Here is a 13,327-nt window from a genome sequence, read left to right as displayed (position 1 = left end):
CTTAAAACCTTCTTAATTTTCTTATGGCTCGTTTGGCTCGACTTGCAATTGCTAATTATCAACACCACATTTTGCAGCGTGGCAACGACAATCGCGTGATTTTTCAGGATGCTGACGATATTGCCCTGTTTCGCAAGGTGTTGTTGGAAGGTTCAAGAAAGTACGACGTCGCCATTCATGCCTACGTTTTTATGCCGACCCACTTCCATTTGTTGGTTACACCCAAGACGGATGATGGAATTGGCAAGATGATGCAGTGGATCGGGCGGCACTATGTCCCTTATTTTAATAAGAAAGTTCAGCGGGCCGGTACGCTCTGGCAAGGTCGTTTTAAGTCCTTGGTGATCGAGTCCGCGGAGTATTTTTTGTTGTGCAGCCGATACATTGAAACGAATCCTGTTAGGGCAGGGTTGGCGCAAAGTCCGATGGATTATGCCGATTCCAGCTGTTTGCATCATATTGGACAGCGCATCGACAATCTAATTACAGACCATCCTTTGTATTGGAATTTGGGTAATACGCCGTTTCAACGTGAGGTGGCATATAGGGAATTACTTGAGCAAGCACTTACCTTGCGCCAAATAAACGAGTTCACCGCGGCAAGCCTAAAAGGTTGGCCGGTGGGCTCTAGCCACTTTAAAGTTGGCTTGGAAAAGCAAGCCAGTCGGCGTATTGCGCCGTTGAAGCGAGGTAGACCTCGGACCAAGAAGGTGTTGGTTGATGACGAGGTTGCGTCGGATAGTGAGCAACTTGCCAGTTCAACTGATCAAGTTCAGTAGGGCGAAAGCTAAGGTTTTGGAATAAATTGAACGCTAAAAACTCGCCTTAATTTACTCTGTCCCCAATTTAAAAATAAACGATTTTAATTTATTTTTAAACGGCTCTGACCCTATTTTATTTAGTTGAATTAAATATTGCAGTGCATTATTCTCTGTAAATCCCTAATCCAGTTGTGGAGAATAGTTATGCAAGCGCAAGGTCTGTACGATCCAAAAAATGAACATGATGCCTGTGGCGTAGGTTTTGTCGCGCACATCAAAGGCAATAAAAGCCACATGATTGTTGAACAAGGTCTGCTGATTTTGCAGAACTTGGATCATCGAGGCGCCGTCGGTGCCGACGAATTGATGGGTGACGGTGCAGGGATTTTGTTGCAATTGCCTGATCAATTCTTCCGCGAAGAAATGGCGCTGCAAGGCGTGACCTTGCCACCACCGGGTGAATACGGCGTTGGGATGGTGTTTCTGCCAAAAGAACACGCTTCCCGCTTAGCATGCGAACAAGAAATCGAGCGTTCGGTGCGTATCGAAGGCCAAATCGTACTCGGCTGGCGCGATGTGCCGGTGGATAAATCCATGCCGATGTCGCCGACTGTGCGCGACAAAGAACCCGTAATTCGTCAAATCTTCATCGGTCGCGGCCCAGATATCATGGTGACCGACGCGCTGGAACGTAAACTGTACGTAATCCGTAAATCGGCGGTACACGCGATTGAAGCATTGCATTTGATCCACGGTAAAGAATACTTTGTGCCGTCAATGTCGGCACGCACGATTGTGTACAAAGGTTTGCTACTCGCGACCCAAGTCGGTGTGTATTACAAAGACTTGCAAGACCCGCGCTTTATCTCAGCCTTAGCCTTGGTGCATCAACGTTTCTCAACTAATACCTTCCCAGAATGGCCGTTAGCGCATCCGTATCGCATGATTGCGCACAACGGCGAAATCAACACTGTTAAAGGTAACTTCAACTGGATGCGCGCGCGCGAAGGCGTGATGAGTTCGGCGGTGCTGGGCGCGGATTTGCAAAAACTCTACCCATTGATTTTTGAAGGCCAATCCGACACCGCGTGTTTTGATAACGCGCTGGAATTATTGGTCATGGCCGGATACCCAATCGCGCAAGCGATGATGATGATGATTCCGGAAGCGTGGGAAAACCACACGATGATGGACGACAATCGCCGCGCATTCTATGAATACCACGCCGCGATGATGGAACCATGGGATGGCCCAGCAGCGATGGCATTTACCGATGGTCGCCAAATTGGCGGTACCTTAGATCGTAACGGTCTGCGCCCAGCGCGTTACATCATTACCGATGACGATTTAGTAGTGATGGCATCGGAATCAGGCGTGTTGCCGATTCCTGAATCCAAAATTATTAAAAAATGGCGCTTGCAGCCGGGCAAAATGTTTTTGATCGATTTGGACGCGGGTCGCATCATCGACGATCAAGAAATCAAAAACACTTACGCCAACGCTAAGCCTTATAAACAATGGATTAACTCGGTTCGGATTAAGCTCAACAATCTGCCAGAAGAAAAGCCAGTTGCCGTTTCCGACATTCCCTTATTGGATCGTCAGCAAGCCTTTGGTTATACCCAAGAAGATCTTAAATTCTTGATGACACCGATGGCGCAAAGCGGCGAAGAAGCAATCGGCTCCATGGGGAACGATTCGCCATTGGCTGTTACTTCGAACAAGAACAAAACCTTATACAACTACTTTAAGCAATTATTTGCGCAAGTAACTAACCCACCGATCGACCCGATTCGCGAAGCGATGGTGATGTCGCTAGTGTCGTTTATCGGCCCAAAACCGAATCTGCTCGACACCAATAACATCAACCCACCGATGCGTTTGGAAGTGTCGCAACCGGTCTTGAGTTTTGCCGATATGGCGCGTCTGCGTAATATCAATGCGCACACTGGCGGCAAGTTTAAATCCTACGATTTAAATATTTGCTACCCAGTCGCTTGGGGCAAGGACGGTATCGAAGCGCGTTTGGCATCGATCTGCGCGGAAGTTGTGGATGCGGTTAAATCCGGTCACAACATCATCATCATTTCTGATCGTCAATTAAGTGCTGATCAAGTAGCGATTCCGGCCTTACTGGCGACCTCGACCGTGCACCAACATTTGGTCACCTGCGGTTTGCGCACCACCACCGGTTTAATCGTCGATACTGGCTCAGCGCGCGAAACCCATCATTTCGCATTATTAGCTGGTTACGGCGCAGAAGCAGTTCATCCCTATTTAGCGATGGAAACCCTGCATGCGATGGCGGCGAGTTTGAATGTCACGCCCGAAGAAGCGGTTTATAACTACACCAAAGCGATCGGCAAAGGCTTGATGAAAGTCATGTCGAAAATGGGTATCTCGACCTACATGTCGTATTGCGGCGCGCAGATTTTTGAAGCGGTTGGCTTGAATAAATCCTTAGTCGATAAATACTTCCGCGGCACTGCCTCCAATGTTGAAGGTATTGGTGTTTTTGAAGTAGCCGAAGAAGCTTTACTGCTGCATAAATTAGCTTTTGGTGCGGATCCAGTTTTAGCCAATGCCTTGGATGCTGGCGGCGAATATGCCTTCCGGATTCGCGGTGAAGAGCACATGTGGACGCCGGATGCGATTGCGAAATTGCAGCATTCGACCCGCAGTAATAACTTCAATTCTTACAAAGAATACGCGCAGATTATTAACGATCAATCCAAGCGTCACATGACCTTGCGCGGATTGTTTGAATTCAAAATCGATCCATCCAAAGCGATCCCGCTCGATCAAGTTGAACCAGCCAAAGAAATCGTAAAACGCTTTGCCACAGGCGCGATGTCCTTGGGTTCGATCAGTACCGAAGCCCATGCAACGTTAGCGGTTGCGATGAACCGAATCGGTGGTAAATCCAATACCGGTGAGGGCGGCGAAGATCCAGTGCGCTATCAACAAGAATTGAAAGGCATCCCAATCAAGCAGGGCGAAACCTTGGCGTCGATTTTGGGTGCAGAACAAATCAAGGTGGATATTCCGCTGCTGGATGGCGATTCCCTGCGTTCACGTATCAAGCAAGTTGCGTCCGGTCGTTTCGGTGTGACTGCTGAATACTTAAATTCTGCTGACCAAATTCAAATCAAAATGGCGCAAGGCGCTAAGCCGGGTGAAGGCGGCCAATTGCCAGGTCATAAAGTCTCGGAATACATCGCCAAGCTGCGTTTCTCGGTGCCGGGCGTGGGGTTGATTTCTCCACCACCGCATCACGATATTTATTCGATTGAAGACTTGGCGCAGTTAATTCATGACCTGAAAAACGCCAATCCAAAAGCATCGATTTCAGTTAAGTTGGTCTCCGAAGTCGGCGTTGGTACGGTCGCCACCGGTGTGGCCAAAGCGAAGGCCGATCACGTGGTTGTTGCGGGTCATGATGGCGGCACAGGTGCGTCACCTTTGTCATCGGTCAAACACGCTGGCACACCGTGGGAATTGGGCTTGTCCGAAACTCAGCAGACCTTGGTTTTAAACGGTTTACGCGGTCGTGTACGAGTACAAGCAGACGGTCAGATGAAAACTGGTCGCGACGTAGCAATTGCCGCGATGTTGGGCGCGGATGAAATCGGTTTTGCGACGGCACCGTTGGTGGTCGAAGGTTGCATCATGATGCGTAAGTGTCATTTAAATACCTGCCCAGTTGGCGTTGCAACCCAAGATCCGGTGTTGCGTGCCAAGTTCTCTGGTAAGCCAGAATACGTGGTCAACTACTTCTTCTTCGTGGCCGAAGAAGTGCGTCAAATCATGGCGCAGTTGGGTTTGCGTACTTACGATGAAATGATCGGTCGCGTTGACTTACTCGATAAATCCAAAGCGATCTCGCATTGGAAGGCGCAAGGTTTGGATTTCACCAAAATCTTCCACAAGGTTGAAAAAGACACGCCGTTTAAGCACGTCGAATTGCAAGATCACGGCTTGGATAAAGCCCTCGATCACAAGCTAATCGCGCAAGCGCAAATCGCGTTGAATTCAGGCGAAAAAGTATCGTTTATCTCGCCCGTCAAAAACGTCAATCGCACCGTCGGCACGATGTTGTCTGGTGAAGTGGCGAAGAAGTTTGGCTCAACCCTGCCAGACGACACGATCCACATTCAGCTGCAAGGCACTGCGGGTCAATCGTTTGCGGCTTTCTTAGCACAAGGTATTACGCTTGACTTGGTGGGCGAAGGTAACGATTACGTCGGTAAAGGTTTATCGGGTGGCCGCGTGATTCTGCGTCCGAATACCGAATTCCGTGGTCGTGCGGTGGATAACATCATTTGCGGTAACACCGTTTTGTATGGCGCGATTGCAGGTGAAGCCTTTATTAACGGCGTTGCGGGCGAGCGTTTTGCGGTGCGTAATTCTGGCGCAACCACCGTCGTTGAGGGTACTGGCGATCATGGTTGTGAATACATGACCGGCGGCACCGTAATTGTGTTGGGCGAAACTGGACGTAACTTTGCTGCCGGTATGTCAGGTGGGATTGCTTACGTCTTTGATGAGCACGGCGACTTCGCCACGAAGTGCAATATGGCGATGGTGACCTTGCAACCGGTATTGTCGAGTTTGGAGCAACAAGCCGACGACACGGCGCTGTATCACAGTGTCCTGCGCGGAGGCGTTGGCGAGTCGGACGAGGCGATTCTGCGCAATTTGATCGAGCGCCATTTCAAACACACTGGCTCGACTCGGGCGCGCAATTTACTCGACGATTGGGCTCGTAGTCGCGCCAAATTCGTCAAGGTATTCCCAATCGAATACCAACGCGCTTTAGCCGATCTGCAACAAGCCGCGCAGTCCAACTTAACGCAAAAAGCCGCCTAATTGGCCGCATTGAATACGAAGGAAATGACATGGGTAAAGTAACCGGTTTTATGGAATATGCGCGTTTGCAAGAAGCAGCAGAAGCACCGGCGGCGCGTTTAAAACATTACAAAGAATTTTTACTGCATTTAGATGATAAAGCCGCCACCACACAAGCGGCGCGTTGCATGGATTGCGGCATTCCGTTCTGCAATAACGGCTGTCCGGTTAATAACATCATTCCCGATTGGAATGACTTGGTGTATCGCGGTAATTATCAAGAGGCGTTGGAGACGCTGCATTCGACCAATAACTTCCCCGAATTCACAGGCCGCATTTGCCCAGCACCGTGCGAAGCGGCGTGCACTTTGGGGATCAATTCCGATGCGGTTGGCATTAAATCGATTGAGCATTTCATCATCGATAAAGGTTGGGAAAACGACTGGATTAAGCCGCAATTGGCCGCGCACGCAACGGGTAAAAAAGTCGCGATTGTGGGCTCTGGTCCAGCAGGTTTGGCAGCCGCTCAGCAATTGGCGCGGGTGGGACATGCGGTGACTGTGTTTGAAAAAAATGATCGCATCGGCGGCTTGATGCGTTACGGTATTCCTGACTTTAAAATGGAAAAATCCCACATCGATCGGCGCGTTGAGCAAATGCAGGCTGAAGGCGTCGTGTTTAAAACCGGTGTATTTGTCGGCGACGCTGGCGCGGATAATTTCCCCAAAACGATTACCAACTGGTCCAAAGAAACCATCACTCCAGCGCAATTGCAAGAGCAGTTTGACGCCATCATCATGGCTGGCGGCGCAGAAACTCCGCGTGATTTGCCAGTACCTGGTCGGGAATTAAAAGGTGTGCATTTTGCGATGGAATTTTTGCCGCAGCAAAATAAAGTTAATGCAGGCGACAAACTCAAAGACCAAATCAAAGCCACTGGAAAACATGTGGTTGTGATTGGCGGCGGCGACACCGGCTCAGATTGCGTTGGCACGTCCAACCGCCACGGTGCTGCCTCGGTCACGCAATTTGAAGTGATGCCGATGCCACCAGAAAAAGAAAATACCGCGTTGGTGTGGCCATATTGGCCGCTGAAATTGCGTACATCCTCCTCGCACGAAGAAGGCTGCGAACGTGATTGGGCGGTGGCGACTAAACGTTTAGAAGGTAAAAACGGCAAAGTAGAAAAGTTAATCGCGGTGCGAGTCGAATGGCGCGACGGAAAAATGCAAGAAGTGCCAGATTCCGAATTCGAAGTTAAAGCCGATTTAGTCTTGTTAGCGATGGGATTTGTATCGCCAGTGCAACAAATCTTAACAGCCTTTGGCGTCGATCAAGATGCGCGCGGCAACGCCCGTGCCACCACCGATGGGCAAAAAGCCTACGCCAGTTCGGTCGATAAAGTTTTTACCGCGGGCGATATGCGCCGCGGTCAATCCTTAGTCGTTTGGGCCATCCGCGAAGGGCGCCAATGCGCGCAAGCCGTGGATAAATTCTTGATGGGTAGCTCGTTATTACCAAGCTAGTTTATTAAAGTTTCCGCCGGGAAATATCTCCGAAGTTACTTGTGTTGATAGCGATGCAAGTAACTTCGTTTCGTTTGTGGCCCCCGAGAAGGTCAAAGTTTCCCTATGAGAACATACTGCGTTACATTATTTAATAGTCCAAACTGAGGTGTGCTCTGCAGCAAATATAGGTTTTGCTCTACAATGTCGAATTGTAAAAAAATTCCACGCCTGTGACTAACCTCGTCGAAATCAACAACTTACATTTTGCCTATGGCGATCGCCCGATCTTAACTGGTCTGACGATGCAGTTTCCGCGCAACAAAGTCGTTGCAGTAATGGGCGGCTCCGGTTCCGGTAAAACCACCATTCTGCGCTTGATCGGCGGCTTAATTGCGCCTAACTCTGGCGACGTAAAATTGCTGGGCGAATCGATTGCCCCGACCAATAGCGAAACGCTGTACAAACAGCGGCGCAACATGGGCATGCTGTTTCAACACGGCGCCTTATTTACTGATTTGACCGTATTTGAAAACGTTGCCTTTCCACTGCGCGAACACACCAATTTATCCGAAGACCTGTTGCGCGACTTGGTTTTGCTTAAGTTAAATGCGGTCGGCTTACGCAATGCTGCGCAATTAAAACCGTCTGAAATTTCAGGTGGTATGGCTAGGCGAGTAGCTTTGGCCCGCGCCGTGGCGCTCGATCCGCAACTGATTATGTACGACGAACCGTTCGCGGGATTAGACCCAATTTCCATGGGCGTAACCGCTAATTTGATTCGTAATTTGAATGATGCCTTAGGCTCTACGTCCATTTTGGTATCGCACGACGTGCACGAATCGTTTGGTATTGCCGATTATGTGTATTTCTTATCCCAAGGCAGTATCGTGGCCGCAGGTACCCCAGCCGAAATGCTGGCGTCGCAACATCCATACGTTCAACAATTTGTGAATGCGCGGGCCGACGGCCCAGTGCCGTTCCATTACCCTGGCAAGTCATTAGCCCAAGACCTTGGCTTAGGAGGTGGGGCATGATAGTTCAGTGGATAGCGCATCTAGGCAATGCGGTGCGGACATGGTTGGCGCAACTCGGTTTGGCGTTTCGCACGCTGTGGCAAATTATATTGAGTGGCTTCGGTTTGTGGAGACGGCCACGTTTGATCACTACCCAGATACATTTCATCGGTAATTACTCATTGGTGATCATTTTGGTGTCGGGTTTGTTTGTCGGATTCGTATTGGCTTATCAAGGCTATTACACACTCAATCGTTATGGTTCCGAAGAGGCGTTAGGTCTGTTGGTGGCATTGGCCTTGGCGCGTGAATTAGGGCCCGTTATTACCGCGTTGTTATATGCCGGGCGCGCAGGCACTTCGCTGACCGCAGAAATCGGGTTGATGAAAGCCGGCGAACAATTGGCGGCGATGGAAATGATGGCTGTCAATCCAATTCAACGGGTGTTAGCACCACGTTTTATCGCTGGAATTATCGCGATGCCGATTTTGGCGACCTTATTCACCGCAATGGGTGTGTTTGGTGGCTATTTAGTGGGCGTGCAATTAATCGGTGTGGATGAAGGCGCGTTCTGGTCGCAAATGCAGGGAGGGGTTGATCTCTGGGAAGATATCGGTAACGGCGTGCTCAAAAGTATTGTGTTCGGCGTAGCTGCTACGTTTATCGCAATCTATCAAGGCTATCAAGCGCAACCAACTCCTGAAGGCGTATCACGCGCCACCACGCGCACCGTCGTATTGTCGTCGCTGATGGTGTTGTGGCTCGATTTTGTGTTGACCGCATTGATGTTCCAGTAGGTGTAGAACTCGCGCCGCATTTAAATAATATTCAATCAATTAACGATTTCGCCGAAATATCTCCCCAATTGATCGCGGGATAGCAGGCAGTAAAGGAAGTGACATGCAAAACAAATCATTGGATTTTTGGGTTGGCTTATTCGTGTTGTTGGGTGCGGCAGCGTTGCTGTTTTTGGCGCTGCGGGTCGGCAATATGAGCTCGTTTTCGCTCAACAACAGCTATGCGGTAACCACCAAGTTCGACAATATTGGCGGCTTAAAGCCACGCGCAGCGGTGAAGAGTGCGGGTGTTGTCGTGGGACGGGTCGGTTCGATTCAATTTGATGATAAAACTTTCCAAGCGCAAGTCACATTGCAAATGGATAGCCGTTATCAATTTCCAAAAGACAGTTCGGCCAAGATTTTGACTTCTGGTTTGCTAGGCGAGCAGTACATCGGGATTGAGCCAGGTGGCGACGTCAATAATCTCGTTGCGGGCGACAAAATCAAAATGACGCAATCGGCAATCGTGTTGGAAAATTTAATTAGTCAGTTCTTATTTAGTAAAGCGGCTGACGGCAAGGAAGAAAATAAATGAAAATCAAGGCGCTCATCATCGCACTTAGCTTAACCGTGTTATCCGGTTGCGCCACCACTCCGGCTTTGACCAATATCAAAAATCCGTTGCGTGACAAAGACCCGTTTGAAAGCTTTAACCGCTCTACATCGACATTTAATGATCGCTTCGATGAATACGCATTCCAGCCGATAGCGCAAGCCTACTCCGACATTCTCCCTAGATTCGTTCAGACCGGGATCGGTAATTTTTTCGGCAATATCAATGACGTGTGGACTGCACTAAATAGTTTTATGCAGGGTAATGCCCAAGATGGTTTTTCGGACGTAATGCGCGTGAGTTTGAACTCCACCTTTGGTTTTTTAGGTCTGCTTGATATTGCGTCAGAAGTGCGTATTCCAAAACATCGCAGAGATTTTGGACAAACGCTGGGTGTGTGGGGCGTGCCAGCAGGTCCGTACATTGTGCTGCCGTTTTTAGGGCCATCGGTGATGCGCGACACCTTCGCTTTGCCGATTGATTACTACGCTGACGTCTGGTCGTACTACCGCCCAGTTTCGATCCGTAATACCGGAACGGTGATTCGCTTGGTGGACAAGCGTGCGGGCTATTTAGGCACGACTTCGCTGTTGGAAGAAGCCGCACTAGATAAATATGCTTTCATTCGTGATGCTTATTTGCAGCGTATTGCCGGTCAGATTGAAGACGCTAAAGACTCAAAACAAATTCGTGAAGACTACAAAGCAATGCAGGATGAGCGTGATGAAGAGGCTAAGAAAGAACTCAAAGAGCTCTCTGATCCTGACACGTCAACTGCCCCCGCAGTCAAACCGTTAAGTGAAGAAGTTAAAGACGGTCAAAAGTAACTTGTACTCTGATAGAAGCCCTGCGTTTTTGTACGAAGTGCAGTTTTATTAAAAATGGAATGTGACTAAACATGTTAAAAAAAATACTCTTAGGTTTGCTGGCAGGTAGCGCTTTATTATTTGGTTCAGTTGGTGCAGCAAGCGCCGCGGACGAAGCGCCGGATGCTTTGATTAAGCGCATCAGCAATGAAGTGCTCGATGTTGCTAAAAATGACAAGGATATTCAGGCGGGCAATAAGCAAAAAGTGCTTGATTTGGTTGAAGCCAAAGTGCTGCCGTACATTGATTTTCAGCGTATGACGGAATTGGCTGCTGGTCGTAACTGGCGTTCGGCTACTCCAGTTCAACAGCAAGAATTGGTAAAGCAATTCCGCACGTTGTTGGTGTACACCTACTCAGGCGCATTGTCCCAAGTCAAAGATCAACGCTTGGAATTCAAGCCATTCCGCGCTGATCCGCAAGACACTGAAGTGGAAGTTCGCAGCCAAGTCGTCACAGCGCGTGTCGGCGATGCGATTCAATTGAACTACCGTTTGTCGAAAACAGCTCAAGGCTGGAAAATCTACGACATCAACGTTCTCGGCGCTTGGTTGATTGAAACCTACAAAGGTAATTTTGCGGATCAAATTGCAAAAACTGGCATGGATGGCTTGATCAAGTTTTTGAGCGACAAGAATGCAAAATTAGCGATCTCTTACTCAAAAACCAATAAATCATAATGTTTACACCGGCTGCTACTTTTACCCACGGCAATGCCATGCAACAAATGGCAGCAGGGATTGCTGCCATTGATGGCGGCCAGACCTCGGTCTCGTTTAGCCAAACCACGCAGATTGATTCAAGCGCGGTGGTTTGCATGATAGCGTGGCAAAAACATGCCAAGCAGATTGGTAAAACGCTCAGCTTTGCTGATTTACCAACCAATTTGTCCAACTTGATTACCTTGTACGGTGTAGGCGAGTTTGTTTAGTCTGGTGGGATTGGTACCGGCCTGAGCGGCAAAACATTTTAAAATGACCAAAAAGGCAAGCCGCGGCTTGCCTTTATTTTTGCCCGAAATCGGTTAAATTGTGAGAGCGGCGCGCTTCACTTTTGCGCTAATTGTTAATTTCATTCAAGTTTCAATGAAGTCATCATTCCCAAATCCGCATTAAAAGTTGAGTTCCCCAAGTCAATACCTCTAATTTCCCCTATAATCATCCCCCTTATGCTGCACGAAAAACGCAGGTGCACAATCTCATAATTGGGTTAATGATTTCATTATTAGCCGACACACTGATCAACAAATAACTATTTAAAGCATTAAGCCCATGGCGGCCATACAAATAACCGATATCAAGAAAAAATACCCCAATCTGCAGGCATTGGACGGTGTTTCACTCAGCATTGAACAAGGCGAATTTTTTGGCTTGTTGGGTCCAAACGGCGCGGGGAAAACCACCTTAATTTCTATCATTGCCGGCTTAAATCGTGCGGACTCCGGACACGTGAGCGTGATGGGGCATGACGTTGTTACCGATTACCGCGCAGCGCGGCGCCAACTAGGCGTTGTGCCACAAGAATTGGTGTTTGATCCATTCTTTACCGTGCGAGAAACCTTACGCATGCAGTTGGGTTATTACGGCCTAAAAAAGAACGATGCGTGGATAGACGAGATCATGGAAAACCTTGATCTGACCAACAAAGCCGACACTAATATGCGCGCCTTATCGGGCGGCATGAAACGCCGCGTGTTGGTTGCCCAAGCGTTGGTGCACAAGCCGCCGGTGATCGTGCTCGATGAGCCGACTGCTGGCGTGGACGTTGAATTGCGCCAGACTTTGTGGAAATTCATCGGCCGCTTAAATCGCGAAGGCCACACGATAGTGTTGACCACGCACTATTTGGAAGAAGCGCAAGCTTTATGCAGCCGCATCGCGATGCTCAAAGCGGGCAAGGTAGTAGCCTTAGATACGACTAAAGCATTGCTGGAACAAGTCGCCGGCTCCCAGTTGAAATTGCGGCTGTCGGGCGCGCCTTTGCCTGACACCTTGCGACCTTTGCAAATCGCGAGCGAATCGTCTTACATCAGCTTGCGTATTAATCACAGCAATGAAATTGAACCGATCTTGGCGACCTTGCGTTTAGCCGGTTGCTGCATTGATGACCTGCAATTAGAGCAAGCGGATTTGGAAGATGTGTTTTTACAGATTATGGATGGCGGTCACAAATGATAGGTTTTCAAACGTTATTCTATAAAGAGATTTTGCGCTTCTGGAAAGTCGCAATGCAAACCATTACCGCGCCGATCATGACAGCGATGTTGTACTTGCTGATTTTTGGCCATGTGTTGGATTCGCATGTGCAAGTGTATGCAGGGGTGCGTTATACCTCCTTTTTGATTCCCGGTTTGGTCATGATGAGCGTGCTGCAAAATTCATTCGCCAACGCGTCGTCATCGTTAATGCAATCCAAAATTACCGGCAATTTGGTATTTATTTTGTTGCCGCCGTTATCGTATTGGGAAATTTTCAGCGCCTACGTGTTGGCTTCCATCGTGCGCGGCTTAACGGTCGGCTTGGGCGTGTTTGTCATTACCGCTTGGTTTGCCGATTTGACCTTTGTTGCGCCGGTGTGGATTATTGTGTTCTCCGTGATGGGCGCGGCGATCTTAGGAACAATGGGTTTGATCGCAGGAATTTGGGCAGAAAAATTCGATCAGCTCGCTTCGTTCCAAAACTTTTTAATCATGCCTGCGACATTTTTGTCGGGCGTGTTTTATTCGATTCATTCATTGCCGCCCGTGTGGCAAGCGGTATCGAGTTTCAACCCATTTTTCTACATGATTGATGGCTTCCGCTATGGCTTCTTTGGACAATCTGACGTACAGCCATTGCATAGTTTGGCGGTCGTTGTCGGCTTCTTCATTGTGCTTGCCTCCATTGCGTTGAGCATGTTGAAACGCGGTTACAAATTAAGAAGCTAGACGCTGCAGCGCA

Annotated in this window: 11 protein-coding genes; all 11 read left to right on the top strand. The window is 48.9% G+C overall.

The window, feature by feature from the left end; all coding sequences use genetic code 11:
- Positions 1 to 23: 23 nt before the first annotated feature.
- The 11 genes from E2I14_RS16305 to E2I14_RS16255 all read left to right on the top strand — a co-directional run bounded on the left by E2I14_RS16305 (position 24) and on the right by E2I14_RS16255 (position 13,314).
- Positions 24 to 779 (top strand): transposase, encoded by a 756-nt coding sequence (locus E2I14_RS16305; protein ID WP_133330497.1) that lies wholly within the window; start codon positions 24 to 26, stop codon positions 777 to 779.
- A gap of 186 nt (positions 780 to 965) precedes the next feature.
- Positions 966 to 5,630, top strand: a complete 4,665-nt coding sequence (locus E2I14_RS16300; RefSeq protein WP_133330495.1) for a glutamate synthase-related protein — start codon at positions 966 to 968, stop codon at positions 5,628 to 5,630.
- Positions 5,631 to 5,659: 29 nt separating this feature from the next.
- On the top strand, positions 5,660 to 7,135 hold the full coding sequence (locus E2I14_RS16295) for a glutamate synthase subunit beta (protein WP_133330494.1): 1,476 nt from the start codon (positions 5,660 to 5,662) through the stop codon (positions 7,133 to 7,135).
- 212 nt (positions 7,136 to 7,347) lie between these two features.
- Complete coding sequence (locus E2I14_RS16290) at positions 7,348 to 8,151, top strand: ABC transporter ATP-binding protein (RefSeq protein WP_133330492.1); 804 nt, start codon at positions 7,348 to 7,350, stop codon at positions 8,149 to 8,151.
- On the top strand, positions 8,148 to 8,927 hold the full coding sequence (mlaE, locus tag E2I14_RS16285; RefSeq protein WP_133330490.1) for a lipid asymmetry maintenance ABC transporter permease subunit MlaE: 780 nt from the start codon (positions 8,148 to 8,150) through the stop codon (positions 8,925 to 8,927). Before E2I14_RS16290 ends, mlaE begins: the two co-directional genes overlap by 4 nt.
- Positions 8,928 to 9,030: 103 nt before the next feature.
- Entirely contained in the window at positions 9,031 to 9,504 is a 474-nt protein-coding gene (gene mlaD / locus E2I14_RS16280) for an outer membrane lipid asymmetry maintenance protein MlaD (protein ID WP_133330488.1), read from the top strand.
- On the top strand, positions 9,501 to 10,349 hold the full coding sequence (locus E2I14_RS16275; protein ID WP_133330486.1) for an MlaA family lipoprotein: 849 nt from the start codon (positions 9,501 to 9,503) through the stop codon (positions 10,347 to 10,349). Before mlaD ends, E2I14_RS16275 begins: the two co-directional genes overlap by 4 nt.
- A 71-nt stretch (positions 10,350 to 10,420) precedes the next feature.
- Positions 10,421 to 11,068, top strand: a complete 648-nt coding sequence (locus tag E2I14_RS16270) for an MlaC/ttg2D family ABC transporter substrate-binding protein (RefSeq protein ID WP_133330484.1) — start codon at positions 10,421 to 10,423, stop codon at positions 11,066 to 11,068.
- Entirely contained in the window at positions 11,068 to 11,319 is a 252-nt protein-coding gene (locus tag E2I14_RS16265; protein ID WP_133330482.1) for an STAS domain-containing protein, read from the top strand. The genes E2I14_RS16270 and E2I14_RS16265 overlap by 1 nt, the downstream gene beginning before the upstream one ends.
- Positions 11,320 to 11,659: 340 nt before the next feature.
- Entirely contained in the window at positions 11,660 to 12,562 is a 903-nt protein-coding gene (locus E2I14_RS16260) for an ABC transporter ATP-binding protein (RefSeq protein WP_133330480.1), read from the top strand.
- Positions 12,559 to 13,314 (top strand): ABC transporter permease, encoded by a 756-nt coding sequence (locus tag E2I14_RS16255; RefSeq protein WP_133330479.1) that lies wholly within the window; start codon positions 12,559 to 12,561, stop codon positions 13,312 to 13,314. The genes E2I14_RS16260 and E2I14_RS16255 overlap by 4 nt, the downstream gene beginning before the upstream one ends.
- Positions 13,315 to 13,327 lie beyond the last annotated feature (13 nt).

This window comes from Sapientia aquatica, assembly GCF_004358105.1.
GTDB classification, from domain to species: Bacteria; Pseudomonadota; Gammaproteobacteria; order Burkholderiales; family Burkholderiaceae_D; genus Solimicrobium; species Solimicrobium aquaticum.
The sequence above is the reverse complement of the archived record's forward strand: the minus strand, read 5'-3'. Positions and strand labels throughout refer to the sequence as shown.

Bases quoted from the DNA above. Each gene is read 5' to 3' on its own strand.
- E2I14_RS16305 (WP_133330497.1), top strand. From the start codon at position 24: ATGGCTCGTTTGGCTCGACTTGCAATTGCTAATTATCAACACCACATT.
- E2I14_RS16255 (WP_133330479.1), top strand. From the start codon at position 12,559: ATGATAGGTTTTCAAACGTTATTCTATAAAGAGATTTTGCGCTTCTGG.
- mlaD (WP_133330488.1), top strand. From the start codon at position 9,031: ATGCAAAACAAATCATTGGATTTTTGGGTTGGCTTATTCGTGTTGTTG.
- E2I14_RS16300 (WP_133330495.1), top strand. From the start codon at position 966: ATGCAAGCGCAAGGTCTGTACGATCCAAAAAATGAACATGATGCCTGT.
- E2I14_RS16295 (WP_133330494.1), top strand. From the start codon at position 5,660: ATGGGTAAAGTAACCGGTTTTATGGAATATGCGCGTTTGCAAGAAGCA.
- E2I14_RS16275 (WP_133330486.1), top strand. From the start codon at position 9,501: ATGAAAATCAAGGCGCTCATCATCGCACTTAGCTTAACCGTGTTATCC.
- mlaE (WP_133330490.1), top strand. From the start codon at position 8,148: ATGATAGTTCAGTGGATAGCGCATCTAGGCAATGCGGTGCGGACATGG.
- E2I14_RS16260 (WP_133330480.1), top strand. From the start codon at position 11,660: ATGGCGGCCATACAAATAACCGATATCAAGAAAAAATACCCCAATCTG.
- E2I14_RS16270 (WP_133330484.1), top strand. From the start codon at position 10,421: ATGTTAAAAAAAATACTCTTAGGTTTGCTGGCAGGTAGCGCTTTATTA.
- E2I14_RS16265 (WP_133330482.1), top strand. From the start codon at position 11,068: ATGTTTACACCGGCTGCTACTTTTACCCACGGCAATGCCATGCAACAA.